Source organism: Rhizobium sp. Leaf384, from assembly GCF_001424065.1.
Lineage (GTDB): Bacteria > Pseudomonadota > Alphaproteobacteria > Rhizobiales > Rhizobiaceae > Ferranicluibacter.
Genome location: NZ_LMQE01000005.1, coordinates 789,924 through 815,297, shown reverse-complemented (window position 1 = coordinate 815,297; position 25,374 = coordinate 789,924). Strand labels below are relative to the sequence as shown.

The window sequence follows — 25,374 nt, the reverse complement described above, 5'->3', positions numbered from 1 at the left end:
CGCGTTGCGTAAAAATGGAGTCACGCAACGCGCTTAAGGTCTTGTTGTGATGGATGTCGTTTCCTGAAACCGCTGCGCACTTTCGCGCGACATGCATTAATCTTGGGGTTGAACGGCAGGTTTTTCTTAAACCTTTGACGGCACGGTCCAGCCCATGTTCGTGCGCGTTCGGCGTCGATCCCCAGTCCTGCCAGAGCGATGATCCGGCCGGCGACCGCCCTGTCGGGCGGCGTCGTCGCGCGTCCCGTGCTCTGCATCCTTGAAGGAGCGCCGCATGCGTCCACTTTCCCTGTCCGTCGTTCAGCGCAATGTCGCGATCACGCTCACCCTCGTCTGTCTCGGTCTCGCCACGCTGGTCGCGGCCATGCATGTGCGGCTGAGCGCCCATGTGATGGCCAATGCGGATGTGGATGCGCGCGACGCGAGCCGCGCCATGGCCGTGCTCTATGCCGTGACGGCGCCGGGGATCCGCATGACCCTCAAGGACGGCCAACTGGCGGACATCCGGGCGGAGGCCATGCCCGCGATCGCCGATCATGATCTCGTGGACCGCACGGCCGAGACGATCGGCGGCGTCGCCACGATCTTTGCCAAGCAGGGCGCCGACTACGTCCGGATCTCCACCAATGTGAAGACGGAGACGGGCGCGCGCGCCGTGGGCACCAAGCTCGCACCCGCGCATCCGGCGCAGGCGGCCCTGGCGCGTAACCAGGCCTATTTCGGCCAGGCCGTGCTGTTCGGGCGGGATTACATGACCGGCTACGTGCCGGTGACCTCAGCTGCGGGCGCCGTCGTCGGGGTGATCTTCATCGGCATCCCGATGGAGGTCTATTTCGCCAAGATCCACGAATTGCTGATGCTGTCGCTGGCGACGGGTGCCGGTGTGCTGGTGCTGATGGGCATCGTGGCGACGCTCGCGATCCGCCGGACCATGCGCCCGATGTCGATCCTGACCGGGTCCGTGGCGGCGATTTCCAGGGGCGATCTCGACGCCCATGTTCCCTATGCCGCGCGCCGGGACGAATTCGGCGCGATCGCCCGGGCGCTTGCCGTGTTTCGCGACACCGCGCTGTCGCGTCGCCAGATGGAAGCGGACAACGCGGCCGAGCGGGCGCTGACCGACGAGGAGCGTGCAACGCGCGATGCCGAGCGCCGGGCGACGGAGGCGGAGATCGAGCGGGCCGTGACCGCACTCGGCGCCGGGCTCGACCGGCTGGCGCGCGGCGACCTGACGCAGACCATCGACACCCCGTTCACCGGCCGGCTGGAGACGCTGCGGCAGGACTTCAACGGCTCCATCGCCCGGCTCGACGAGACGCTGGGCGGGATCCGCCAGAGCGTGATCGCGATCCAGGACAATGGCGGCCGGCTGCACGGCTCGGCCGACGATCTCTCCCGCCGCACCGAGGCGCAGGCCGCCTCGCTGGAGCAGACGGCCGCGGCTGTGGAAGAGATCACGGTGACCGTCAGGGCCTCTGCGGGGCGGGCGGCCGAAGCCAACGGCCTCGTGCGCGACACCAAGCAGAGCGCCGACGATCAGCACCATGTGGTGACGAGCGCGGTGGCGGCGATGGGCCGGATCGAGGCGGCGTCGCAGGAGATCGAGCAGATCATTTCCGTGATCGACGACATCGCCTTCCAGACCAACCTGCTCGCGCTCAATGCGGGCATCGAGGCGGCGCGGGCCGGCGATGCGGGCAAGGGCTTTGCCGTGGTGGCGCAGGAGGTGCGGGAACTGGCGCAGCGCTCGGCGGACGCCGCCCGCCAGATCAAGACGCTGATCGACACCTCGACCAAGGAGGTGGGCGCGGGCTCCCGCCTCGTGACGCAGGCCGGCGCGGTGCTCTCGGCCATCAGCGCCAAGATTTCCGTGATCAGCGACCATGTGGACATGATCGCCACCGCCAGCAGCGACCAATCCTCGGCCCTCAGCGAGGTCAACACCTCCGTCAACCAGATGGACCAGATGACCCAGCAGAACGCGGCCATGGTGGCCGAGACCACCGCGGCGAGCGGCGCGCTGGCGACCGAGGCGGATGCCCTGATGGCGCTGGTGGAACAGTTCCGGCTGGGCACGGCCGGGATCGGCGGGCAGGGCCAAATGCAGGGCTTTGGGCAGGGGGACGGGCAGGGCTTTGGACACAGGCGTTCGCCGCGGACCGCTCGGGCTGCGTGACGCTTGTCCTGACGGGGGCGCGTGCTCTGGTCCTGCTCGGCGCGCAGTGACGGCATCGTGGACGCGCGGATCTGCGGGTCCGGGTTTCGCGCGATCAGCAGGGTGATGCTGGCGACGCTGGCTTTCGCGAAAGCCCCTCATCTGCCTGCCGGCATCTTCTCCCCGCTTGCGGGGAGAAGGGACTCGTGGCGCGCGAGGTGGGCGAGTGCTCGATCCGTCAGAGCGCGCAGTGACGCCATCGCGGACGCGCGGATCTGCGGGTCGGGGTTTCGCGCGATCAGCAGGGTGGTGCTGGTGGCGCTGGCTTTCGCGAGAGCCCCTCATCTGCCTGCCGGCATCTTCTCCCCGCTTGCGGGGAGAAGGGACTCGTGGCGCGCGCGAGGTGCGGCGAGTGCTCGATCCGTCAGAGCACGCAGTGACGCCATCGCGGACGCGCGGATCTGCGGGTCGGGGTTTCGCGCGATCGGCAGGGTGATGCTGGTGGCGCTGGCTTTCGCGAGAGCCCCTCATCTGCCTGCCGGCATCTTCTCCCCGCTCGCGGGGAGAAGGGACTCGTGGTGCGCCCGAGGTGGGCGTGTGCCCTATCCGTTGCGGGTCGATCCGCTGCGGGTCTGGCGGTTCCGGGTCAGGTGGTTGCAGGTCAGGCGGTTGCGGGTTTCGGGTCGGCGGGCAGGCCCAGGCGGACGCGCTGGCCGCGGGCATAGCTGAGCGCCCAATCGTGCTGGACGAAGGATTGGTGGCGTTCGGTGCCGTTTTCGACGATGACGACGTTCCATTCGTCGCGATCGGCGACGACATGGACCGCCAAGGCGGCGGTTGCGTCGGATGCGGTGGTCTCTGCCTGACACTTCATGCGCGGCCCTCCTCCCGGCCTGTCGATGCCTGCCCCCTGGCCGGCCAGCTCCGTAACGATCCGGTTTCCGGGTCCGATCGCGCTTTTCAGGCGACATCCCGCAACTTCAAAACGTCTGGAAGCTCTCTCGCACCGTCGGTTCCAAGCCCCCTTGAACCGTCCGGTCATCCCATCGCGGGTGCCTGCACCCGCTTGCTGCTGCGTACACCCGCTGCGCCGGTGCCATTCTGCGCACCCGAGCCTGATGATAGCGATTTCCGGGCCCGGAAGCAACGGCGACGGCTGGTGCGAAACCGGACAGATGTAACCATTCATTTACCATGCTCGCCTAAACTCGGGAGATGGGCACCCGCGTGCGCTGCATGCCCGCACATCGCCGAAGACGGCGTGCAGTCTCGACCGTGCGCAGACAGCCTCTCGTCGGGTCGACAGGCCCGGTAGCCCGAGGCTTTCGGGTCGAGCGAGGCTTTCCGGCTTCCGGGCGATCTGCGGCAACCGGTTCCGTTCGAAAAGGCGACATCCGCATGGCCCCTTCCTTCCCGTCTTCCCGCTCCGTCTTGCGTCGGTCGCTGCTGTCGGTCGGGCCGATGCTGGCGCTGACACTGACCATGGCGGCCTGTTCGACGGATGCCCTCGAGCCGTCCGAGCGCATGAGCGGCGTTCGGCCTGCGGCCCGGATGCAGCCGGACCGCGAGGCCCGGCCGGCGGGCACGGCGCGTGACCCGGTGGCCGCATCCGCCTCGCCGATCCCGGCCGAAGGGGTCGATATCGACGGCATGGTGACGGCCGGCAATAGCCTTCCGTCTGGAGGGGGCCTTCCATCTGGAGGTGGGCTTCCGGCTGGCGGCGTGGTCGGGCTTGCCGAGGAGCAGAGCCGCGACATCCATGCCGGTTCATCCGGCTATCCCTATCAGACGGCGTCTGCCGGGCCGGTGCTGGTCGACGGCATCGGCACGAACAGCGTGCACGTCCTGTCCGTTCCGGCAGGGGAAACGACGGCCGGTGCCGCATCGGCGGCGGCAGTCAAGGCCGATCCGGACCTGCCGCCGCTGACGCCCGAGCGGATGGCGATGGAGGAACGGCGCAAGGCCCAGTTCCTGGAGCAGGAACAGCGCACGATGCGGGAGCGGCGTGACAGGCGACGCGAGGAGCAGGTGGCGTTCCTGCCGCGGGGCGGCCATCCGGTCGGTGCGATGTCCGAGCCCGACGTTGGCGGGCGGATGCCCGAGCCCGATGTCGGCGGGCGAATGCCCGGGCCTGATGTCGGCGGGCGGATGCCCGAGCCGGATGTCGGCGGGCGGATGCCCGGGCCTGATGTCGGCGGGCGGATGCCCGCGTCGGAGGTCGCCTGCCGCCAGCGGCTGACGAAGCTCGGCGTGACCTTTGCCGACGTGCCGCGGATCTCCAACGGCCCCTCCTGCGGCATCGACCACCCGATCCAGCTTTCCGGCCTGTCCGGCGGCATCGCGGTCAAGCCGGCGGTGAAGCTGAACTGCGAGGTGACCGAGGCGTTCGCCCTCTGGGTCAAGAACGAGCTCGCGCCCTCGGCGCGCTATCGCTATCTCAGCGGCATCGGCACCATCAAGCCGCTCGGCGGCTATTCCTGCCGGACGATGAACTCACGCCGCGGCGCCGCCATGTCGGAACACGCGCATGGCAACGCGATCGACGTCGGCAAGTTCGTGCTGAAGAACGGCAAGGCGATCGACGTGCGCAAGCCCGGCTTCTTCGCCTTCCGCGAAAAGGGCCTGCTGAAGGCCGTGCGGCAGGACAGCTGCAAATACTTCAACACGGTGCTCGGGCCGGGCAGCGATCCGTTCCACAAGGACCATTTCCACTTCGATCTGCGGGAGCGGAAATCGGGCTACCGGCACTGCGACTGAAGCGCGGTGCGTGAAAAAGGGTTCACGCAATGCGCTTTCAAGTCTCGTTTGGATGCAGGTCGTTTCCCGAAACCGCTGCACAGTTTCGGGCGACATGCATGCGGCCGGAGAGGCGCGCACTCTCGTGCGGCAGCGGACAGCGGGACGCGCAAAAAGAAGGCCGGTCGCCCGTCTTGCGTCGGGCGCCGGCCTTGAAAGAACCGGCGGAGGGGACTGCCAGCCGATCGGTGCAAATCACGACGGCGGGCGGTGCGGCCGCGCCTGTTGTGCCCGGTGAGCATGCGTGATTCCGGCGAAGGATTGATGACAGTCGGCCGACGATGACGGTAGCCTCGTCGAAGGTCGGCCCCGGCAGCGGGAGGCAGCCGGCGGGACGCTGCGCGCGCGCACAGCGCGGCGGACGTGCGAAGGTCGGGTGACTTTCGGCCGGGGGATGCCATATAAGGCATCCCGTCCCCCTCATTCCGGATGATCCCATGGCGCCCATCGTCACCGTTTCCAACCTCGTCAAGACCTATGGGTCGGGGTTCCAGGCGCTGAAAGGCGTCAGCCTCGAGATCGAGGAAGGCGAAATCCTGGCGCTGCTCGGACCGAACGGCGCCGGCAAGACGACGCTGATCTCCATCATCTGCGGCATCGTCAATCCGAGCTCCGGCAGCGTGCACGTCAACGGGCACGACGTCGTCAAGGATTTTCGCGCCACGCGCTCGATCATCGGGCTGGTGCCGCAGGAGCTGACCACCGACCAGTTCGAGACGGTGTGGAACACGGTGTCGTTCTCGCGCGGGCTGCACGGCAAGAAGGCCAATCCGGCGCATATCGAGAAGGTGCTGCGCGACCTGTCGCTGTGGGACAAGAAGGACAACATGCTGCGCGAGCTTTCGGGCGGCATGAAGCGGCGCGTGCTGATCGCCAAGGCGCTCTCGCACGAGCCGCGCATCCTGTTTCTCGACGAACCCACCGCCGGGGTGGATGTGAATCTTCGCAAGGACATGTGGAAGGTCGTTCAGACATTGCGCGAGGGCGGCGTGACGATCATCCTGACCACGCACTACATCGAGGAGGCCGAGGAGATCGCCGACCGGGTGGGCGTGATCAACGGCGGCGAGATCCTCCTGATCGAGGAGAAGAGCGCGCTGATGAAGACGCTCGGCCGCAAGCAGCTGCGCATCGAACTGTCCGAGCCGATCCTTGACGCGGGGCTTCCGCGGGGGCTCGAGCCCTACGGACTGGTGCTGGAGGACGCAGGCGCGCGGCTGGTCTACGACTACGACGCGGCGAGCGGGCGCACGGGCATCACGACGCTTCTGGCGGCGGTTGCCGAAGCGGGCTTGCGGATCAAGGACATCTCGACGCGGCAGAGCACGCTCGAGGACATCTTCGTGGAACTGGTGGAGAAGCGGGCATGAGCTTTGGCGCGGGCATGAATTTCCAGGCGGTCAAGGCGATCTACCTGTTTGAAATGGCGCGCACGCGGCGCACGCTGCTGCAGAGCGTGGTGTCGCCCGTCATTTCCACCTCTCTCTATTTCATCGTCTTCGGCGCGGCGGTGGGCTCGCGCATCCAGGAGATCGAGGGTGTCTCCTACGGGGCGTTCATCACGCCCGGGCTGATCATGCTGACGCTGCTGACGCAGTGCATCGGCAACGGCTCCTTCGGCATCTACTTTCCGAAATTTACCGGCACGATCTACGAAATCCTGTCCTCGCCGATCTCGATGGCCGAAATCGTGCTCGGCTATGTCGGGGCGGCCGCGACCAAGGGCATGATGATCGGGCTGATCATCCTCGCCACGGCCTCGCTCTTCGTCGACCTCCACATCGCGCACCCCTTCGTGATGCTGGTGTTCTTCGTGCTGACGGCGGTGACCTTTTCGCTGTTCGGCTTCCTTATCGGCATCTGGGCGAAGGATTTCGAGCAGCTCAATCTCATCCCCATGCTGGTCATCCCGCCGCTCGTCTTTCTCGGGGGAAGTTTCTACTCCGTGTCGATGCTGCCGCCTTTCTGGCAGGCCGTCAGCCATGCCAACCCGGTGCTCTACCTCATCTCCGGATTCCGCTGGTCCTTCTTCGAGATCTCCGAGGTCAACCCGGTCGTCAGCTTCGTCATCATCCTTGCGTTCCTGGGCGTGCTGATGGGACTGCTGGTCTGGATTTTCCGCACGGGCTATCGGCTGCGGAACTGAACCGGCGGTGCGGCCAGGGGCGTGAGGGACAACAGACGCGGCGCTCTACGGAGAGCGCGGACTAGTCCCGCAACCGCAGCTCGTCGGTCTTCATCTGCATCATGTCGAGGGTCGAGAGGAAGCTCATGCCGAGCAGGCTCTGGTCGAGCTTGCCGTCTTCGGCAACCGTGGCGCGGACGTCGGTGCGGACGATGGGGCCGATGGCGACTTCGGCCAGCGTGACCGGGGCGCCGCGGGCTTCGCCGTTGGCGGTCATCAGGCGCTGGGTGAAGGCGAGGCTGTCGGGGTCGAGACCGAGGCTCTTCGCGTCGGCATAGGACAGGGCGACGGTGCTCGCCCCGGTGTCGACCAGCATCTGGACGCTCGCGCCGTTGATGGCGACGTTCGCCTCGAAATGGCCGTTCATCACCTTATGCAGCACCACTTCCTGATAGCCTTCATTGTCGGTGAAGACGGCGGCGCGGCCGGGCATCAGGCCGCCGGACAGGCGCGCCCAATAGGCTTCGAGCTCGCCGCGATAGAGATAGGCCGTGACGACGGCGAGGAAGATCAGCACCCACAGCGCGAACTGCCGCACGCTTTCGCTGAGGTTGCGGCTGCGCCAGACGCCGGCGGCGAAGACCGTGAGCAGGGCCGTCATGCCGACCAGGCTCGCAAAGCTGTCATTGTCGAGGCCGAGCGTGCGGCCGCTGCCCTGGTTGACAAGCAGAAGGACGAGCCCGAGGCCGAGAATGCCGAGCGCGACGGTCAGCCTGTTCATCGTTTGGCGCGCTCCCGCGGCATGCGGTCGCGGCGGGGGCCGCGTGCGTCCGGGCGGTGTGCGGCGCCGAGCGCGCCGATGCGGATGTGCAGGCCGCTCATGATGTGCCGGCGTTCGCGGTCGCTATAGAGCGTCCAAGACGCGATCTCGTCGCCGGTCCGCCCGCACCCGCGACAGAAGCCGGTGGCGATATCGATGGAGCAGACGGAAGTGCAGGGTGATTCCATGGAGAGTCCGAGCGGGGAATGGTCTGTGACTATCGACGTCTCACGCAAAGAGCGCAAGAGCGACGAAGAGGGCTGTTTCCGCCAGCTGTTGTGTGGCTCCGATTGTGTCGCCCGTATGGCCCGACAGGCTCCGCCGGACATATCTTGTCCAGAGCGGAACGGTGGCGGCAAAGCTCGCAAAGGCGAGGAGCGCGGCGGTGAGGGGAACGCCGGCCAAGAGGAGGCCGATGGCCGAGAGCACGACGCCGCAGGCGAGCGCCATCGTGACGGCGGAGGGCAACGGCTGTCCGGCCCCGGCGGCGACGCCGGTCTCGCGCGCCGGCGGCAGCAGCGACCAGTGCCAGACCATGCCCGCCCGGCTGAGCGCGGCCACGGCAAGGAGGGCGAGCGCGCATCCGGCAGTCGACAGGCTGTCGGCCAGATCGGCGATGGCGACTGCCCGCAGCGCCAACGTGAGGACGAGCGCGATGACGCCGTAGGTGCCGACGCGGCTGTCCTTCATGATCTCGAGCGCATGGCCGCGGTTGCGACCGCCGCCGAGCCCGTCCGCCGCATCCGCCAGCCCATCCTCGTGCAGCGCGCCGGTGACGAGCGCCTGCACGCCGAGAGCCAGCAGGGCGCCGAGCAGCGGATCGGCATCGAGCGCCAGCGCAAGGGCGAAGACAAGACCCGCGGGAACGGCAATGACGAGGCCGGCCACGGGGAAGGCGCGGACCGTGCGGCCCATGCGTCCGTCGTCGCCGTCGAAGAAGCGCGCGGGCACGCGCAGCCGGCTGAGAAAAGCGAGGGCGCGCATCGTGTCGGTGAGAAAGGTGCTTGCTGGGTTCGTCACGCGGGCGGTCTCCTCTGTCGGGGTTGCGGGTCGCAGCGTCTGGTTCCGCGTCTGTTTCGCGATTTTATGGTCTTTTCGGTCCCGACAAGCCGCCGGGTCGGGCGTGCGGCGGCCGGAAACCGTCCCGTGATCCGCCGCGACGGGCGTCCCGGCGGGCATCTCGGGCTGCGCGGAACGGCGTCTCTCTCCTGCATGATTTATCCTTAAATCGATTCCGATTTGCAAAGCGATGCAGTAAGAGGGCGCGAGACGAGATGCCGCGTCGCTGCCTGCCCGCCGATCAAAGCCGGGCGGCATCGGCGCGGGACGGGCCGGAGATCCGGCCAGAGGCGCGGCTGCCCGGCAGCCCGAAAACCGGCCGATACGGAGGCCGGAGAAAAGGATGAGCCAGATGAGTGCCAGCGGTCTTCCGTTCGATGATTTTCGCACGCTCCTGCGGCAGCTGCCGGGCCCCGATTCGGGCGCTCTTGCGGCGGCGCGCGCCCGCGACGCGCAACTGACCAAGCCGGCCGGCGCGCTGGGACGGCTGGAGGAGATCGCCTTCTGGCTGGCGGCGTGGCAGGGGCGGGCACCCGCCGTGACGCGGCCGCTGGTTGCGATCTTCGCCGGCAATCACGGCGTGGCCGCGCAGGGCATCACCCCCTATCCGCCCTCGGTGACGGCGCAGATGGTGGAGAACTTCGCGGCCGGCGGCGCCGCCATCAACCAGATCTGCGTGACCCACGATCTCGGGCTGAAAGTGTTCGACCTCGCGCTCGACTATCCCACCGCCGACATCACCCAGGACGCGGCGCTGACGGAGCGCGACTGCGCCGCCACCATGGCCTTCGGCATGGAAGCGGTGGCCGGCGGCACGGATCTGCTCTGCATCGGCGAGATGGGAATCGGCAACACGACGATCGCCGCGGCCATCAATCTCGCGCTCTACGGCGGCACGGCGCGCGATTGGGTCGGCCCGGGCACGGGCTCGCATGGCGATCTGCTCGAGCGCAAGATCGCCGCCGTGGAAGCCGCCGTCACCCTCCATGGCGACCATCTCTCCGATCCGCTGGAGGTGCTGCGGCGCCTCGGCGGACGCGAAGTGGCGGCCATGGCCGGCGCGATCCTCGCCGCCCGCATGCAGAAGATCCCCGTGATCCTCGACGGCTATGTCGCGACCGCGGCCGGCGCCATTCTCAAGGCCGCCAATCCCGCAGCCCTCGACCATTGCCTGATCGGCCACGTCTCGGCCGAACCCGGCCACATGGCGGCCATCGAGCAGCTGGGCAAGACCCCGCTGCTGGCGCTTGGCATGCGGCTCGGCGAAGGCACGGGCGCCGCCCTCGCCGCCGGCATCGTCAAGGCCGCCGCTGCCTGCCATTCCGGCATGGCGACGTTCGAGCAGGCGGGCGTGAGCGGCCGGACGGAGTAAGGCGCGGTTTGATGCCGATGGTTCTGGTTGGGGTTGCCCCTCACCCTAACCCTCTCCCCGCACGCGGGGCGAGGGGACGTGGCTTGCGCGCCGGGGCGATGTGAGGCTGGGGCGGTGCCTCGAGTCCCTTCGCCCCGCCAGCGGGGAGAAGGTGCCGGCAGGCGGATGAGGGGCGGATCCGGTGCGGGCGTGATTATGAAATTGTCGGGCTTGCCTGATGGTTGTGGTTGGGGTTGCCCCTCACCCTAACCCTCTCCCCGCACGCGGGGCGAGGGGACGTGGCCTGCGCGCCGGGTTGATGTGCGGCTGGGGCGGTGCCTCGTGTCCCTTCGCCCCGCAAGCGGGGAGAAGGTGCCGGCAGGCGGATGAGGGGCGTCTCCAGTGTGCCCGTGATGGGGGAAATTTCGGGCTTGGCTGATGGTTGTGGTTGGGGTTGCCCCTCACCCTAACCCTCTCCCSGCACGCGGGGCGAGGGGACGTGGCCTGCGGAGCGGGTCCACGTGAGGCTGCGTCGGGTCCATGTGCGGCTGGGGCGGTGCCTCGGGTCCCTTCGCCCCGCCTGCGGGGAGAAGGTGCCGGCAGGCGGATGAGGGGCGGCTCCGGTGGGGGCGTGAGCGAGGGATTGTCGGGCTTGGCTGACGGCTCTGGTTGGGGTTGCCCCTCACCCTAACCCTCTCCCGGCACGCGGGGCGAGGGGACGTGGCCTGCGCGTCGGGGCCATGTGTGGCGGGGGCGGTGCCTCGGGTCCCTTCGCCCCGCCTGCGGGGAGAAGGTGCCGGCAGGCGGATGAGGGGCGGCTCCGGTGCGGGCGTGAGCGAGGGATTGTCGGGCTTGGCTGATGGTTGTGGTTGGGGTTGCCCCTCACCCTAACCCTCTCCCCGCCTGCGGGGCGAGGGGACGTGGCCTGCGCAGCGGGTTGATGTGCGGCTGGGGCGGTGCCTCGGGTTCCTTCGCCCCGCCTGCGGGGAGAAGGTGCCGGCAGGCGGATGAGGGGCGGTCGCGGACGGTGACGGTTCGCCGGGCTAGGCGGGTCCCGCCAGCGCCCGTTCGATGGCCTTTGCGTCCTGCCAGAGGGCTTCCATGCGGTTAAGGGTTGCAGCTTCCAGCGTTTCGCCCGATGTCTGAAGTTCCGTCTCGATGTGGCGGAAGCGGCGGCGGAATTTGGTGTTGGTGCCGCGGAGCGCCATTTCGGGATCGGTGCCGGTGTGGCGGCCGAGGTTGACGAGGGCGAAGACGAGGTCGCCGAGTTCGTCCGCGACCTTCGACCGATCGCCGCTGTGGAGCGCTTCGCGCAGTTCGCCAATTTCCTCCTCGATCTTGTCGAGGATGGGCGCGGGCTCCGCCCAGTCGAAACCGACGTTGGCGGCGCGCTGCTGGAGTTTCAGGGCTTCGCTGAGTGCCGGCTGGTGGCGCTGGACGCCGTCGAGGAAGCCGGTCGCGTCGTCGGCGAGGCCACGGCGCAGGCGGCGGGCGCGGCGCTCGGCTTTTTCCGCCTGCTTGATCGTATCCCACTGGATCTTCACGGCGTCGGGCGTGTCGGCCGCGGAGCGGGCGAAGACGTGGGGATGGCGGCGGATCATTTTCGCGGTGACCGCCTCGACCACGTTGCCGAAATCGAACGCGCCGGCTTCCTCGGCCATGCGGGCATGGAAGACCACCTGCAGAAGAAGATCGCCGAGCTCCTCGCAGAGATCGTCCATATCGGCGCGCTCGATCGCATCGGCGACCTCGTAGGCTTCCTCGATCGTGTAGGGCTTGATGGTCTCGAACGTCTGGACGATGTCCCAGGGGCAGCCGGTCTCCGGCGCGCGCAGGGCGGACATGATGTCGAGGAGCTGCGCGATGTCGCGCGACGGCTGGATCGGATCGGTCATGAAGGGGATGTCCGTGTCGGTTTGGGCAGAAGGCAATGAGAGAAAGGCAAGGGGAGAAAGGCAAGAGCAGGAACGCGCGGCATTGCCCGGCGACGCCGGGCTCAGGAGTGCCGCGGAACGCCTCAGGCGAGCGGGATGGCGTTGCCGGACTTGCCGGACTGGTAGGCGTTCGAGAGGTCCTGGTAGCGGCGGCGGATGCGGGCGTCGGCGGCTTCCAGCGCGGGGCGATCGGCGTCCTCGGCCGTCGCGATGAGGTCGGCGATGGCGGCCGAGCGCCAGAAGGCGTTCTGGCGGGCATAGCCGCCGGGCTCGAGCCGGAAGACCTCCTTCAGGATGACGAGGTCGTGGGGGATGGCGAAACTGTCGCGACTGTCCTCGTGGCTGAAGAAGTAATAGAAATTGTCGAAGCCTGCCCAGGTGATGGCCGAGAGGCACATGGAGCAGGGCTCGTGGGTGGAGAGGAAGATGAGGTCCTTCGTGTCGAGGCCGGGCTGAAGCTCGTAGAAGCGCTTCAGCGTGTGGACTTCCCCGTGCCAGAGCGGATTTTCGGTCTCGTTGTTGGTCTCGGCGACGACGAGGGAGAGGTCGGACTTGCGCAGGATGGCCGCGCCGAAGACCTTGTTGCCGGCGGCAACGCCCTTTTCCGTCAGCGGCAGGATGTCGCTCTCGATCACGGAGAGGAGGCGTTCGGCGAGCGGATCGGTGGACATCGGGCACGGTCCTTCTGGGCGGCTGTTGTGCAGACCGTATCTAGCGGGCATTGCGGCCGGCGCGCAATGCACCGCCGCCGGGTCGGGTCACATTTGCTCCGATTGCCGTCCCCATGAGGAAAAGAATACGCAAGGTCTCCGGCCTGCGGATTCCTGTTTCTTCAGTTTGCCGCTAGGATGGGCGATACCTAGTCAACCCTGAAAGGATAGATCCCCCATCGTCATGAGCGAACAGCTGACCGTATTTCCGGCCTTTTTTCGCGTTGCGCAGAAATGCGTGGCGGTGTTCGGCAATGGCGACGAGGCCTATGCCAAGGTTCGCCTGCTTCTGAACACGCAGGCGCGCATCATCGCCTATGCCGATGATGCGGAGCCGGAGTATGCGCGGTTCCTGGCCGACAAGGGCATCACGCGCGTGGTTGCGCCGTTTGATGCCGGTCAGGTCGAGGGGGCCGTTCTCGTGTTCGCCGCGACGGGCGATGCGGCAGACGACCGGCGGATCGTGGCTGCGGCGCGGGCGGCGCGCATTCCCGCCAACGCGGTGGACCAGCCGGAATATTGCGATTTCCTGACGCCGGCGCTCGTCAACCGGGCGCCTGTCGCCGTGGCGATCGGCACGGAAGGGGCAGGGCCGATCCTTGCCCAGATGATTCGCGCGCAGATCGACCAGTTGCTGCAGCCGTCGCTCGGCAGCCTTGCGGCGCTGGCGCAGTCCTACCGGATCGCGGCCGAGAAGCTTTTGCCGCGCGGTGCACCGCGCCGCCAGTTCTGGAAGCGGTTCTTTACCGGCGGGGTCGCCGCGCATGTGGCGGCCAACGACGTGTCGGCCGCGCGGCGCGAGGCGACGCGGCTCCTGAAGGCGGGCAGCGCGGTCGAGGGCCGCGTCTATCTCGTCGGTGCGGGGCCGGGGGCCGAGGATCTTCTGACGCTGCGCGCCCAGCGCGTGATGATGGAAGCGGACGTGCTCGTCTACGACGCGCTGGTGCCGCAGGCGATCGTCGACATGGGCCGGCGCGATGCCGAGCGGCTGTCGGTGGGAAAACGCAAGGGCTGCCATTCGAAATCACAGGACGAGATCAACGCGCTCCTGGTGCGGCTCGGCCGCGAGGGCAAGCGCGTCGTGCGGCTAAAATCCGGCGATCCGCTGGTCTATGGACGGGCGGGCGAGGAGATGGCAGCGCTGCGGGAGGCCGGCATCGGCTACGAGATCGTGCCGGGCATCACCTCCGCCTTTGCCGCGGCTGCGGATTTCGAACTGCCGCTGACGCTGCGCGGTGTCGCCTCGTCGCTGATCTTCACGACGGGCCACGATCTTGCCGGCGACGTGCTGCCCGACTGGGCCCGGCTCGCCGTGTCCGGTGCGACGATCTCCGTCTATTTGGGGCGCACGGTCGCCGCCTCGGTTGCCGCGCGGCTGATCGCCGCCGGGCTGCACCGGGACACGACGGTGGCGGTCGTCGAAAATGCGAGCCGCGCCGATCGGCGGCTGCTGCACGGCACGCTCGGCGAACTGCCGGGGCTGGAGACCCGCGACGATCTCGATGGCCCGGTGATGGTGATCATCGGGGACGCCGTGGCCGGCGCCAATTTCGAGCGGTCCGAGCCGCTGTCTCTCGGGCGGACCTCCGACAGGCCGCAAGACGGTCCGCGGAAAGACGGTGCGCGGAAAGACGGTGCGCAGCTGCAAGACCAGAATGACGTGCGATATCACGGGCAAGGAGCATGACGATGACTGACAAGGTCCTGACGGCCAACCGACTGGAAGACGGCATTTCCGTCTGGCTGGACGCGTCCGGCAACTGGGGCGAGAGCCTGCAGGATGCCTTCATCGCCCGTCATGCCGAGGCGGTGGCAGCGCTGGAAGCCGCGGGCAAGGCCGCCTTTGCCGACAACAAGGTCGTCGACGTCAACGTGATCGAGGTCGTGGAGATCGACGGCGTGCTGCGTCCGTCGCGCCTGCGCGAGCGGATCCGCGCGGAAGGGCCGACGATGGACTATGCGCCGGGCTACAAGGGCCTGCACCAGGTGGGCGCGGCCTAGACGCACTCGGAAGAGATGCGCGGGGACGAGACGCGCGGGGAACGAGCCGCGCAGGAAAGAGACGCGTAGGGAAACAGCGCCGCCTTGCTTTATCCGGGGGCGGATCTGTTTTAAGGGTTGGTTCCGGTTGACGGGATGGCGCAGCGGAAGGCAGCCGGCGCGATCCTTGCCAGGTTGGAAACCCGGACGATCGGCGCCCGGCGGTGCCCGTCCGGCGTGCTGGCACGAGACGACGGCTCGACGGTCGGGCTTCAAGGAAAAGACAAACGATGTATCGCTACGATGAATTCGACCATGCTTTCGTGTCTGCCCGGGTGGCGCAGTTTCGCGACCAGGTGGAGCGGCGCCTTTCGGGCGAGCTTGCTGAAGATGCGTTCAAGCCGCTGCGGCTGATGAACGGCGTCTACCTGCAGCTGCACGCCTATATGCTGCGCGTCGCCATTCCCTATGGCACGCTGAACGGCCGGCAGATGCGGATGCTGGCGCATATCGCGCGCACCTATGATCGTGGCTACGGGCATTTCACCACGCGCCAGAACATCCAGTACAATTGGCCGGCCCTCTCCGATACGCCGGACATCCTGGCCGATCTCGCCAGCGTCGAGATGCATGCGATCCAGACCTCGGGCAATTGCATCCGCAACGTGACGGCCGATCACTTTGCCGGTGCGGCCGCTGACGAGGTGGCGGATCCGCGGCCCTATGCCGAGATCCTGCGGCAATGGTCGTCGGTGCATCCGGAATTCTCGTTCCTGCCGCGCAAGTTTAAGATCGCCGTGACGGGTGCCGAGCGCGACCGCGCCGCCATCCAGGTGCACGATATCGGGCTGCACCTGAAGAAGGACGACCAGGGCCGCATCGGCTTTGCGGTCTATGTCGGCGGCGGGCAGGGGCGCACGCCGATGATCGCCAAGAAGATCCGCGATTTCCTGCCGGAGGAAGACCTGCTCTCCTACACCACGGCCATCATGCGCGTGTACAATCTGCACGGCCGCCGCGACAACAAGTACAAGGCGCGGATCAAGATCCTCGTGCACGAGACCGGCGCGGAGGTGCTGGCCGGCCAGGTGGAGCAGGAATTCCTGCAGCTGAAGAACACCGAGCTGAAGCTGCCCGACGCCGACATCGCGGCGATTTCCGCCTATTTCGCGCCGCCCGCCCTGGCCGAGCGGCCCGAGGGCTGGGCGAATCTGGCCAGCTGGAAGAAGGCTGATCCGGACTTCGCCCGCTGGGTGCAGCAGAACGTGGCACCGCACAAGAACCCCGACTACGGCATGGTGACGATCTCGCTGAAGCCGATCGGCGGCATTCCGGGCGACGCGACCGACGTGCAGATGGAGGCCGTGGCCGCCATCGCCGAGGACTACGCCTTCGACGAGATCCGCATCAGCCACGAGCAGAACATCATCCTGCCGCATGTGGCGCTGGCCGACCTCGAAGCGGTCTATCGCGGGCTGGTGGCGACGGGGCTGGCAACCGCGAATGCCGGGCTGATCACCGACATCATCGCCTGTCCCGGGCTCGACTATTGCGCGCTCGCCAATGCCCGCTCCATTCCGGTGGCGCAGGAGATTTCGACGCGCTTTGGCGATCCCGAGCGGCAGGCCGATATCGGCGAGCTGAAGATCAAGATCTCCGGCTGCATCAATGCCTGCGGCCACCATCATGTCGGCCATATCGGCCTTCTCGGGGTGGAGAAGAAGGGCGCGGAGCTTTACCAGATCACGCTCGGCGGTTCCGGCGACGAGACGACCTCGATCGGCGAGATCATCGGCCGCGGTTTCGAGCCGGAAAAGGTCACGGACGCGGTGGAGACGATCGTCGACACCTATCTCGGCCTGCGGCTTTCCAAAGAGGAGACCTTCCTCGCCGCCTATCGCCGCGTGGGTCCGCAGCCCTTCAAGGACGCGCTGTACGGCGCCAAAGAACAGGAAGCCGCCTGAGATGACGCAGATCTGGAAGACCACCGGCTTCGTGACCGACGATCCCTGGGTGTTGGAAACGGCGGAGACGCAAGCTGCGGAAACGCAGGCAGCGGATCATCCGGCAGGGCTGCGCGCCGCCGGCTCCAACGAGCGGGCGATCCACGGGCTGACCGCCTTCATCGAGAAGGCGGAGGCCGGCGAGACCGGGCTCGGCGTGCTCATCAACCCCGCCGACGATGTGGCGCGGCTGCAGCCCTATCTCGACCATATCGCGCTCGTCGCGGTCGCCTTTCCGGCCTTCAACGACGGACGGGCGTTCAGCCATGCCTCGCTGCTGCGGTCGCGGCTCAAGTTTCACGGCGAGATCCGCGCGGTCGGCGACGTCCTGATCGACCAGGTGCCGCTGATGCTGCGCTGTGGCATCGACAGCTTTGCGGTGACCAATGCCACGGCGCTGAAGCGGCTGGGGGAAGGGCGCCTGCCGGGCATCGACAACCATTACCAGCCGACGGCCAAGCCCGCGGCCGCTGCCGGCTCCTACAGCTGGCGCCGGGTTTCGTAAGCCCGGTCCCCCGCTTAAGGCCGGGAGACCTGCCGGCGACGCTCACGGCTCGCGCGCGCCAATCTCACAGGTGCAAAAATTTTGAAACGGAATTGCTTTCCTTGCCGGCTGCGATGGAATATTCCGCGCATGAAAACCTGAGAGGCGTCGTCAGCCTTTCGCCCGCTCCTTTCATGAGCTTCGGCTCCACCCGCACCCATGAGGATGAGACGCACAGATGAATGCTCCGGCCAAGACCGAGGATTTCGCCGCGACCGTACCGGCCGGCGTGTTTGCCGAGACCGTGACCAGCGTCACGCACTATACCGACAGGCTGTTCCGTTTCCGCATGACGCGGCCCGCGGCCTTCCGCTTCCGCTCCGGCGAGTTCGCCATGATCGGCCTGATGGTCGACGGCAAGCCCATCTATCGCGCCTATTCGATCGCGAGCCCGTCCTGGGACGAGGAACTGGAGTTCTTCTCGATCAAGGTGCCGGACGGTCCCCTGACCTCGCATCTCCAGGCCATCCAGCCCGGCGACCAGGTGCTGATGCGCAAGAAGCCGACAGGCACGCTGGTGCTCGACGCCCTGACGCCCGGCAAGCGGCTCTACATGTTTTCAACCGGCACCGGCATTGCGCCCTTCGCAAGCCTGATCCGCGATCCCGAAACCTATGAAAAGTTCGACGAGGTCATCCTGACCCACACGACGCGCGATGTGGCGGAGCTGAAATACGGCTTCGACCTGGTCGAGGAGATCCGCAACCACGAGTTCCTGGCCGACGTCGTCGGCACGAAGCTCCGGCACTATGCGACGGCCACGCGCGAGGACTATCCCTTCCGCGGCCGCATCACCGACCTCATCCGCAACGGCAAGCTGTTTGCCGATCTCGGCGTGCCCGCCTTCGATCCGGCGATCGACCGGGGCATGATCTGCGGCTCGACCGAGATGCTGAAGGAGACGAAGCTGCTGCTCGAAGAGGCCGGATTAAGCGAAGGCGCCAACAACAAGCCGGGCGAATTCGTGATTGAGCGGGCCTTCGTCGGCTAGGCTTTTGCTTTTTGTCGGAAGGCTGTTTTTGTCGAAAGCGCTTGTTGAAAGGCCGGGGGGCGTCGTCCCTCCGGCCTTTTTCGTTCTGACGATGAAGAATTCCGAGCGGAAGGCCACGGCATCGTCGAAGGCGATCGTGAAATCGGCGACGCCATCGCCGTTCGTGTCGCCGTAGACGAAGGACGAGGCCGACAGGGTGACGTAGCGCAGCTGTCCCGCGGTCTTGGAGAAGGCGTCGCCGCCGATGAGGCTGAAATGCTGGACGCCGCCGATGACGATGTTGGCATCGATGCCCGACACGTCGATCCGGTCGCCCGCCGCGCCGGAGAAATCGGTGATGAGGTCGCGCGCGGTCGAGGCAGGGCCGGACTCCTGCGTCGTCGCGTAGACGAACGTATCCGCGCCGGCGCCGCCCGTCAGCGTGTCGAGGCCCGCGCCGCCGACGAGGCGATCATTGCCATTGCCTCCGTTCAGGACGTCGCGACCGTTGCCGCCGATGAGGACGTTGGTGCCGCCGTCACCCGTCAACTGGTCGTCGTATGACGATCCGATCAGGCCGGATATCGAGGCGTAGGTGTCGCCCGCCGCAAAGCCCGTGTTGAGGGAGGCCTTGCCGAGATTGGCGATCACGCCGGCGGTGGCATCCTCGTAGGAGGCCACATCGTTGCCCTCGCCGCCATAGAGCTTGTCCGCGCCGGCCCCGCCGATGAGGATGTCGTTGCCGCTGTCTCCCGACAGAATGTCGTTGCCTGCGCCCCCGCGCAGCGTGTTCGCGGCAGCGTCGCCGGTGAGCGTATCGTCGAAGGCCGAGCCGGTGAGGTTCTCGATGGAGCTGTAGACGTCGCCTGCAGCATAGCCCGTGTTGAGCGCGGCCTTCAGCAGACTGGCCTTGAGCCCGGCGGTCGCGTCCTCGTAGGACGCGGTATCGCGGCCGCTGCCGCCGTTCAGCCTGTCGGCGCCAGCCCCGCCGATCAGCCGATCGTTGCCGCCATCGCCCGACAGGCTGTCATTGCCGCCGCCGCCCTTGAGCACATTGGCGTCGAGATTGCCGACCAGATTGTCGGCATAGGCCGATCCCGTGAGGTTTTCGATCGAGACGTAGAGATCGCCGGCGGCAAAGCCCTTGTTCACCGAAGGCTTGATCAGGCTGGCGAGGACGCCGGCCGTGGCATCCTCGTAGGAGGCCGTATCCGAGCCGCTGCCGCCGTCGAGCGTGTCCGCCCCGAGGCCGCCGAGGAGACTGTCGTCGCCGGCAAGGCCATAGAGCTTGTCGTTGCCGGCATTGCCGGTGAGTTTGTTTGCGACCTGGTTGCCGACGATCCGGTCGTTGCCGGAACCGCCGAGCACGTTCTCGATCAGCGACGCCGTGTTGTTCTTGTAGAGCAGCGCATTGAAGATGTTGCCGCGGGCATGGCCATTGTTCGGGCCACCGCCGAGGTCGGCGGCCTGATCGGCGCTGAAGAGCGAGAACTTGCCCGGTTGCAGGTCGATCGACAGGCCGGTCTTGTAGGCGGAGAGATCGAACGTATCCGTGCCGCCGCCATCCCAGATCGTGGCGAAGATCGTGTTGGCCCCGGGCGCGATGGCGACCGTGCCGTCGATGATCGTGTTGCCGCTGCCCGGCGTCCAGCGATAGACCGTATCGCCCTTCATGACCGTGTAGTCGGCGCCATACATCGCCTGCAGGGCAGCGATATCGAGCGACATGAAGCTCTGCGGCGCATCGTTGAGGCCGTAGCTGTAGCCGGTCAGCGGGGCGCCGACATAGGCCCGGTAGGTCATGATGCTGAACTCGACGCTGTCATAGGCGGAGGGCAGCGCGACGCTCTCGTGGCCGTGTTTCAGGCCGAGGGCATGGCCGAGCTCGTGTCCGATCGTGTGCCAGGCATAGGTGCCGATCTTCGCCGTCCGGTAATCGAACGGCGTACCGGCATATTCCGTGCCGAACCAGAGGTCGCCGGCTTCTTCGTAGGTGCCGGGATAGAAGGCATAGGCGGTGGGATTGGCCGTCGACGATTCGGCAAAGCGCAGCGTGGCGTTGGTTGCAGTTCCCGCCGACAGTTTCAGCAGGGTGAAGCCTTCGACCGAAAAGCCGTCATTGGCGGCCGGGCCATAGGATTGCTCCAGGAAAAACAGCGCTGCCTTCTGCTGCGCCTGCGAGACCGGGGCGACGTTCTCGTAGACGCCGCTCGTATAGCCGTAGGCCGTGGTCGAGGTGGGGAAGGCATAGGTCAGCGTCGCCGCGTTCCATGCATTGCCGGAGATCAACCCGTCCACGAGCGCATTGCCCGTTTTCGCGAAGGTTCGGGAGGCGGTAAAAAGTCCGGTCATAGCACGATGCCTTGCGGGAAGAGGGAGAGGCGGCTCCAGGTATCCTCAAGTCCACCATAACTTTCTTGACAAGCGGTATATCGCGTCCCAATCGGCGGTCAAGGCAGGGTCTAAAACGGGGTTAAAGACGTCCCTTCCGACCGTTTGCAAAGGCGCATCGGCGCAGGATCCCGCACGAAAAAACCTCCGGCGAACGGGCGTTCGCCGGAGGTTTCGGGGGTGTCGTGCTGCGATCTGCGGCGTCGGGCGTCGGGCGTCTGGCAACGTGCGCTAGTGCAGGATCTGGCTGAGGAAGAGCTTAGTGCGCTCGTGCTGGGGATTGTCGAAGAACTCGGCCGGTGCGTTCTGCTCGACGATCTGGCCCTGGTCCATGAAGATGACGCGGTTGGCGACCTGGCGGGCAAAGCCCATCTCGTGGGTGACGCAGAGCATGGTCATGCCTTCTTCGGCAAGGCTCACCATGGTGTCGAGCACTTCCTTGACCATTTCCGGATCGAGCGCCGAGGTCGGCTCGTCGAACAGCAGGATCTTCGGCTTCATGCACAAGGCGCGGGCGATGGCGACGCGCTGCTGCTGGCCGCCCGAGAGCTGGCCCGGATACTTGTTGGCCTGCTCGGGGATCTTGACGCGCTGCAGATAGTGCATCGCGATCTCCTCGGCCTGCTTCTTCGGCATCTTGCGCACCCAGATGGGGGCGAGGGTGCAGTTTTCGAGAATCGTCAGGTGCGGGAAGAGGTTGAAGTGCTGGAACACCATGCCGACTTCGCGGCGAACCTCGTCGATCTTCTTCAGGTCGTTGGTGAGCTCGATGCCGTCGACGACGATCGTGCCCTTCTGGTGTTCTTCCAGCCGGTTGATGCAGCGGATCATCGTCGACTTGCCGGACCCGGACGGGCCGGCGATGACGATGCGCTCGCCGCGCATCACCTTCAGGTTGATGTCGCGCAGGACGTGGAAATCCCCATACCACTTGTTCATGGCCACGATCTCGATGGCGACATCGGTGGACGAAACGGTCAATTTCTGGGCGGCTTCAGCCATGGTCAATCCCTCGTGTTATCGTTTGTGGCCGGTGTCGAGGCGGCGCTCGACGAAGGCGGAATAGCGTGACATGCCGAAGCAGAAGATCCAGAAGACGAAACCGGCAAAGATGAGGCCCGTCAAGGGGGTCACCGGCGTGCTCCAGCCGCTGTCGCCGAAGCTGGCCTTCACGATGCCGAGCAGGTCGTACATCGAGATGATGGTGACGAGCGAGGTATCCTTGAAGAGGCCGATGAAGGTGTTGACGATGCCGGGAATGACCAGCTTGATCGCCTGCGGCAGGATGATGAAGGTCGTCTTGTAGGCGTAGTTGAGGCCGAGCGCGTCGGCCGCTTCGTACTGGCCCTTCGGAATGGCCTGAAGGCCGCCGCGGATGACCTCCGCCATGTAGGCGGCAGCGAAGATGGACACGCCGACGAGCGCGCGCAGGAACTTGTCGAAATTGGTGCCGGGCGGCAGGAACAGCGGCAGGAGCACGCTGGCCATGAACAGCACGGTGATCAGCGGCACGCCGCGGATGAGCTCGATGAAGAAGACGCAGGCCGTCTTGATGATCGGCATCTCCGAGCGGCGTCCGAGCGCGAGCAGGATGCCGAGCGGCAGCGAGACGGCGATGCCGACGAAGGACAGGATGAGCGTGACCATCAGCCCGCCCCAGAGCGACGTCTCCACATAGGACAGGCCGAACCAGCCGCCGAGCAGCAGGATATAGGCGATGGCCGGCATGACGATCAGGAGCAGGATCGCATTCAGCCCCTTGCGCGGTGCCTTGGGCATCAGGAAGGGCACGAGGAGCGCGATGGCGATGGCGAGCACCGTCAGCGGCCGCCAGAGTTCCGTGCGCGGATAGGAGCCGAACATGAACTGCACGAAGCGGTCGTTGACATAGGCCCAGCAGGCGCCGCTCCAGCCGTCGGGCTGGATGCCGCCCTGCACGGTGGTGGTGCAGACCGAGCGGTCGGCGCCGGTCCAGACGGCCTGCACGAACAGCCAGTTGAGCGCGCCGGGCAGGTACCAGACCACGGCCAGCAGGGCGACGAGCGACAGGATGCTGTCGGTCGGGGTGGCGAACAGGTTCTTGCGCAGCCAGCCGAACGCGGAGGTGTCGGAGCTCGGCGGCTTTTCCTGCGGGAGGACGTCGCGGCGGACGTAGGCGATCTCGGCGGCCATATCAGCGCTCCACCAGTGCCACGCGGGCGTTGAACCAGTTCATGAACACCGAGGTGATCAGGCTGATCGAGACATAGACCAGCATCCAGATCGAGATGATCTCGATCGAGCGGCCCGTCTGGTTGAGGATCGTGTTGCCGACCGCCACGAGATCGTAGAAGCCGACGGCGACGGCGAGCGAGGAGTTCTTGATGAGGTTGAGGTACTGCGAGGTCAGTGGCGGGATGATGATCCGCATGGCCTGGGGCAGGACGACGAGGCGCGTGGCAAGGCCGGAGCGCAGGCCGAGCGCATAGGACGCCTCGGTCTGGCCGGAGGCGACGCCACGGATGCCGGCGCGCACGATCTCGGCGATGAAGGCCGCCGTGTAGAACGAGAGCGAGAGATAGAGCGACAGGAACTCCGGCCCGACGACCATGCCGCCGCGCATGTTGAACGAGCCGGGGATGGGATAATCCAGCGTCAGCGGCATGCCGAGCGCCAGGAAGACGACAAGCGGCAGCGCGATGATCAGCGCGAGATTGACGAGGAGGACGGGCGGGCGATTGCCGGTCTTCAGCTGGTGGGCGCCGGCCCAGCGCGTGAAGGCGATGGCGGCCAGGATGCCGAGCACGAAGGCCGCGGCGACATAGACGAACCCTTCGCCGGGGACGGGCGCCGGGAAATAGATGCCGCGGTTGCTGACGAAGAAGAAGGCGTCCGGATTGTCCTTCACATGCTGGAAGATGGTGCGGACGTTGGGCAGAAGGGCGAGCACGCCGAGATACCAGAAGAAGATGACGAGCAACGGCGGGATGTTGCGGAAGACCTCGACATAGACGGTGCAGAGCTTGGCGATCAGCCAGTTCTTGGACAGGCGACCGATGCCGACGAGCAGGCCGACGATCGTGGCCGTGATGATGCCCCAGAAGGCGACGAGCAGGGTGTTGAGAAGGCCGACCTGCAGGGCGCGGAAATAGATCGAATCCGGCGAATAGGCGATCAGCGTCTGGCCGATGTCGAAGCCGGCGCGGCTGTTGAGGAAGCCGAAGCCCGTGGACATGCCGTTGCGCGCAAGGTTCGCCGCGACGTTGTGGGCCGCGTAATAGGCCGCGCCGCCGACGACGAGCACGGTTGCGATCTGGAAGAGAATGCTTCGGAAAGCCGGATTGTAGATCAGCGACACCGACGGTCGATGTTCGCCGCCCCCGGTGCGGACGTCGTTTGCAGCCATTCACCTGTCCCCTGTCGGTCACCCTTTTTTCCGGGTGTTCAAGACGTTGAGGAAGCGGCGGGCCGGACCCCTGGAGAGCCGGTCCGCCGCTTCTGTGCGTGTGGTTTAGCGGATCGGCGGTGCGTACTGCAGGCCGCCCTTGTTCCACAGGGCGTTCAGGCCGCGCTCGATCTTGAGCGGGGAGCCCGTGCCGACATTGCGCTCGAACACTTCGCCGTAATTGCCGACGGCCTTGATGATCTGGACGGCCCAGTCGTTGGGCAGGCCGAGATCGGCGCCGATCGTGTTGTTGGCTTCTTCACCGAGGAAGCGCTTGATGTCGGGGTTTTCCGACTTCTTCATCTCCTCGACATTGGCCTGGGTGATGCCGAACTCTTCCGCCGTCACCATGGCGTAATGCGTGAAGGACACCACGTCGAACCACTTGGAATCGTTCTGGCGAACGGCCGGTCCGAGCGGCTCCTTGGAGATGATTTCCGGAAGCACGACGTGATCGTCGGGGTTCGCCATCTTCAGGCGGATCGAATAGAGGCCCGACTGGTCCGTCGTGTAGACGTCGCAACGGCCGGCATTGTAGGCGGCGTCGGCTTCGTCCTGCGCTTCGAACACGACGGGCTTGAACTCCATCTTGTTGGCGCGGAAGTAGTCGGCGAGGTTGAGCTCGGTGGTGGTGCCCGACTGGACGCAGACGGACGCGCCGTTGAGCTCCAGGGCCGACTTCACGCCGAGTTCCTTCTTCACCATGAAGCCCTGGCCGTCATAGTAGTTGATGGCGCGGAAGTCGAAGCCGAGCTGGCTGTCGCGGCTGGCGCTCCAGGTGGTGTTGCGGGCGAGCATGTCGATTTCGCCCGACTGCAGGGCCGGGAAGCGGTCCTTGGCGGAGAGGGGCGTAAACTTGACCTTGGTCGCGTCGCCGAAGACGGCAGCGGCAACGCCCTTGCAGAGGTCGGCGTCGAGGCCGGTCCAGTTGCCGGAAGAGTCCTGGGCACCGAAGCCCGCGAGGTTGGAACCGTTCACGCCGCACTGCACGAAGCCCTTGGCCTTCACGTCATCGAGCGTTCCGGCGGAGGCTGCGTGGGCGCCAAAGCCCAGGACAGCGGCGCCGATCACGATCGGGAGAATTCTTGTTGCCATTCTTTAGACCCTTTTTC

Annotated in this window: 21 protein-coding genes; 10 read left to right on the top strand and 11 right to left on the bottom strand. The window is 66.5% G+C overall.

From position 1 onward, the window contains the following. Positions 1-274: 274 nt before the first annotated feature. Entirely contained in the window at positions 275-2,176 is a 1,902-nt protein-coding gene (locus ASG25_RS12190) for a methyl-accepting chemotaxis protein (protein ID WP_082475805.1), read from the top strand. Positions 2,177-2,816: 640 nt separating this feature from the next. Here the strand turns inward: ASG25_RS12190 and ASG25_RS12185 are convergent. Further along, the gene (locus tag ASG25_RS12185; RefSeq protein ID WP_062473860.1) at positions 2,817-3,029 is read right to left on the bottom strand and encodes a hypothetical protein; all 213 of its coding nucleotides are present in this window, start codon (positions 3,027-3,029) and stop codon (positions 2,817-2,819) included. Between the two features lie 524 nt (positions 3,030-3,553). Between ASG25_RS12185 and ASG25_RS12180 the strand changes: the two genes are divergently transcribed. From ASG25_RS12180 to ASG25_RS12170, 3 genes are all read left to right on the top strand, one after another. Then, positions 3,554-4,912 (top strand): extensin family protein, encoded by a 1,359-nt coding sequence (locus ASG25_RS12180; RefSeq protein ID WP_062473858.1) that lies wholly within the window; start codon positions 3,554-3,556, stop codon positions 4,910-4,912. 476 nt (positions 4,913-5,388) lie between these two features. Beyond that, positions 5,389-6,321, top strand: coding sequence for an ABC transporter ATP-binding protein (locus ASG25_RS12175; protein ID WP_062473856.1), 933 nt, complete (start codon positions 5,389-5,391; stop codon positions 6,319-6,321). 14 nt (positions 6,322-6,335) lie between these two features. Beyond that, positions 6,336-7,097, top strand: coding sequence for an ABC transporter permease (locus tag ASG25_RS12170; protein WP_062474560.1), 762 nt, complete (start codon positions 6,336-6,338; stop codon positions 7,095-7,097). A 61-nt stretch (positions 7,098-7,158) separates the two neighbouring features. Here the strand turns inward: ASG25_RS12170 and ASG25_RS12165 are convergent, their stop codons facing one another. Genes ASG25_RS12165 through ASG25_RS12155 form a run of 3 tightly spaced genes read right to left on the bottom strand, consistent with a single transcriptional unit; the run spans position 7,159 to position 8,880 of the window. Then, a complete protein-coding gene (locus tag ASG25_RS12165) occupies positions 7,159-7,857 on the bottom strand; it encodes a TIGR02281 family clan AA aspartic protease (protein WP_062473854.1) in 699 nt (232 codons plus the stop codon). Continuing rightward, complete coding sequence (locus tag ASG25_RS12160) at positions 7,854-8,084, bottom strand: DUF1289 domain-containing protein (RefSeq protein ID WP_062473852.1); 231 nt, start codon at positions 8,082-8,084, stop codon at positions 7,854-7,856. The genes ASG25_RS12165 and ASG25_RS12160 overlap by 4 nt, the downstream gene beginning before the upstream one ends. Before the next feature lie 40 nt (positions 8,085-8,124). Continuing rightward, positions 8,125-8,880: an adenosylcobinamide-GDP ribazoletransferase gene (locus tag ASG25_RS12155; RefSeq protein WP_062474558.1), complete on the bottom strand. Its 756-nt coding sequence runs from the start codon at positions 8,878-8,880 to the stop codon at positions 8,125-8,127. 427 nt (positions 8,881-9,307) lie between these two features. On the opposite strand from ASG25_RS12155, the gene cobT reads away from it, so the two are divergent. Further along, positions 9,308-10,327, top strand: a complete 1,020-nt coding sequence (cobT, locus tag ASG25_RS12150; RefSeq protein ID WP_062474556.1) for a nicotinate-nucleotide--dimethylbenzimidazole phosphoribosyltransferase — start codon at positions 9,308-9,310, stop codon at positions 10,325-10,327. A gap of 1,022 nt (positions 10,328-11,349) precedes the next feature. On the opposite strand, the gene mazG is transcribed toward cobT, so the two are convergent. Both mazG and ASG25_RS12140 read right to left on the bottom strand, forming a co-directional pair. Continuing rightward, positions 11,350-12,189 (bottom strand): nucleoside triphosphate pyrophosphohydrolase, encoded by an 840-nt coding sequence (gene mazG / locus ASG25_RS12145; protein ID WP_062474554.1) that lies wholly within the window; start codon positions 12,187-12,189, stop codon positions 11,350-11,352. Between the two features lie 134 nt (positions 12,190-12,323). After that, a complete protein-coding gene (locus ASG25_RS12140) occupies positions 12,324-12,911 on the bottom strand; it encodes a nucleoside deaminase (protein ID WP_062473850.1) in 588 nt (195 codons plus the stop codon). 223 nt (positions 12,912-13,134) lie between these two features. On the opposite strand from ASG25_RS12140, the gene cysG reads away from it, so the two are divergent. The 5 genes from cysG (at position 13,135) to ASG25_RS12115 (ending at position 18,468) form a co-directional block, all read left to right on the top strand. Next, positions 13,135-14,637 carry a siroheme synthase CysG gene (gene cysG, locus ASG25_RS12135; protein WP_062473847.1) on the top strand — a complete coding sequence of 501 codons (1,503 nt, stop codon included), beginning with the start codon at positions 13,135-13,137 and terminating at the stop codon, positions 14,635-14,637. Positions 14,638-14,639: 2 nt separating this feature from the next. Continuing rightward, positions 14,640-14,951: a DUF2849 domain-containing protein gene (locus ASG25_RS12130; RefSeq protein WP_062473845.1), complete on the top strand. Its 312-nt coding sequence runs from the start codon at positions 14,640-14,642 to the stop codon at positions 14,949-14,951. Positions 14,952-15,220: 269 nt separating this feature from the next. Continuing rightward, a complete protein-coding gene (locus tag ASG25_RS12125; protein ID WP_062473843.1) occupies positions 15,221-16,894 on the top strand; it encodes a nitrite/sulfite reductase in 1,674 nt (557 codons plus the stop codon). Position 16,895: 1 nt separating this feature from the next. Further along, the gene (locus ASG25_RS12120) at positions 16,896-17,438 is read left to right on the top strand and encodes a DUF934 domain-containing protein (protein ID WP_062473841.1); all 543 of its coding nucleotides are present in this window, start codon (positions 16,896-16,898) and stop codon (positions 17,436-17,438) included. 217 nt (positions 17,439-17,655) lie between these two features. Continuing rightward, positions 17,656-18,468 (top strand): ferredoxin--NADP reductase, encoded by an 813-nt coding sequence (locus ASG25_RS12115; RefSeq protein WP_062473839.1) that lies wholly within the window; start codon positions 17,656-17,658, stop codon positions 18,466-18,468. Here ASG25_RS12115 and ASG25_RS23610 read toward each other — a convergent pair. The 5 genes from ASG25_RS23610 to ASG25_RS12090 form a co-directional block, all read right to left on the bottom strand. Continuing rightward, positions 18,406-20,799: a M10 family metallopeptidase gene (locus tag ASG25_RS23610; protein WP_062473837.1), complete on the bottom strand. Its 2,394-nt coding sequence runs from the start codon at positions 20,797-20,799 to the stop codon at positions 18,406-18,408. The genes ASG25_RS12115 and ASG25_RS23610 overlap by 63 nt on opposite strands. Before the next feature lie 270 nt (positions 20,800-21,069). Further along, entirely contained in the window at positions 21,070-21,840 is a 771-nt protein-coding gene (locus ASG25_RS12105; RefSeq protein ID WP_062473835.1) for an amino acid ABC transporter ATP-binding protein, read from the bottom strand. A 15-nt stretch (positions 21,841-21,855) separates the two neighbouring features. Beyond that, entirely contained in the window at positions 21,856-23,010 is a 1,155-nt protein-coding gene (locus tag ASG25_RS12100) for an amino acid ABC transporter permease (RefSeq protein ID WP_062473834.1), read from the bottom strand. Between the two features lies 1 nt (position 23,011). After that, the gene (locus tag ASG25_RS12095; protein WP_062473832.1) at positions 23,012-24,223 is read right to left on the bottom strand and encodes an amino acid ABC transporter permease; all 1,212 of its coding nucleotides are present in this window, start codon (positions 24,221-24,223) and stop codon (positions 23,012-23,014) included. A gap of 105 nt (positions 24,224-24,328) precedes the next feature. Further along, the gene (locus tag ASG25_RS12090; protein WP_062473830.1) at positions 24,329-25,357 is read right to left on the bottom strand and encodes an amino acid ABC transporter substrate-binding protein; all 1,029 of its coding nucleotides are present in this window, start codon (positions 25,355-25,357) and stop codon (positions 24,329-24,331) included. Positions 25,358-25,374: the final 17 nt, after the last annotated feature.

Coding starts and splice junctions, on each gene's coding strand:
- ASG25_RS12165 (WP_062473854.1), bottom strand. CDS start 7,857: ATGAACAGGCTGACCGTCGCGCTCGGCATTCTCGGCCTCGGGCTCGTC.
- ASG25_RS12180 (WP_062473858.1), top strand. CDS start 3,554: ATGGCCCCTTCCTTCCCGTCTTCCCGCTCCGTCTTGCGTCGGTCGCTG.
- ASG25_RS12175 (WP_062473856.1), top strand. CDS start 5,389: ATGGCGCCCATCGTCACCGTTTCCAACCTCGTCAAGACCTATGGGTCG.
- ASG25_RS12155 (WP_062474558.1), bottom strand. CDS start 8,880: ATGCGCGCCCTCGCTTTTCTCAGCCGGCTGCGCGTGCCCGCGCGCTTC.
- ASG25_RS12190 (WP_082475805.1), top strand. CDS start 275: ATGCGTCCACTTTCCCTGTCCGTCGTTCAGCGCAATGTCGCGATCACG.
- ASG25_RS12120 (WP_062473841.1), top strand. CDS start 16,896: ATGACGCAGATCTGGAAGACCACCGGCTTCGTGACCGACGATCCCTGG.
- ASG25_RS12140 (WP_062473850.1), bottom strand. CDS start 12,911: ATGTCCACCGATCCGCTCGCCGAACGCCTCCTCTCCGTGATCGAGAGC.
- ASG25_RS12100 (WP_062473834.1), bottom strand. CDS start 23,010: ATGGCCGCCGAGATCGCCTACGTCCGCCGCGACGTCCTCCCGCAGGAA.
- ASG25_RS12105 (WP_062473835.1), bottom strand. CDS start 21,840: ATGGCTGAAGCCGCCCAGAAATTGACCGTTTCGTCCACCGATGTCGCC.
- ASG25_RS12185 (WP_062473860.1), bottom strand. CDS start 3,029: ATGAAGTGTCAGGCAGAGACCACCGCATCCGACGCAACCGCCGCCTTG.
- ASG25_RS12160 (WP_062473852.1), bottom strand. CDS start 8,084: ATGGAATCACCCTGCACTTCCGTCTGCTCCATCGATATCGCCACCGGC.
- ASG25_RS12170 (WP_062474560.1), top strand. CDS start 6,336: ATGAATTTCCAGGCGGTCAAGGCGATCTACCTGTTTGAAATGGCGCGC.
- ASG25_RS12115 (WP_062473839.1), top strand. CDS start 17,656: ATGAATGCTCCGGCCAAGACCGAGGATTTCGCCGCGACCGTACCGGCC.
- ASG25_RS12095 (WP_062473832.1), bottom strand. CDS start 24,223: ATGGCTGCAAACGACGTCCGCACCGGGGGCGGCGAACATCGACCGTCG.
- cobT (WP_062474556.1), top strand. CDS start 9,308: ATGAGTGCCAGCGGTCTTCCGTTCGATGATTTTCGCACGCTCCTGCGG.
- cysG (WP_062473847.1), top strand. CDS start 13,135: ATGAGCGAACAGCTGACCGTATTTCCGGCCTTTTTTCGCGTTGCGCAG.
- ASG25_RS12125 (WP_062473843.1), top strand. CDS start 15,221: ATGTATCGCTACGATGAATTCGACCATGCTTTCGTGTCTGCCCGGGTG.
- ASG25_RS12090 (WP_062473830.1), bottom strand. CDS start 25,357: ATGGCAACAAGAATTCTCCCGATCGTGATCGGCGCCGCTGTCCTGGGC.
- ASG25_RS23610 (WP_062473837.1), bottom strand. CDS start 20,799: ATGACCGGACTTTTTACCGCCTCCCGAACCTTCGCGAAAACGGGCAAT.
- ASG25_RS12130 (WP_062473845.1), top strand. CDS start 14,640: ATGACTGACAAGGTCCTGACGGCCAACCGACTGGAAGACGGCATTTCC.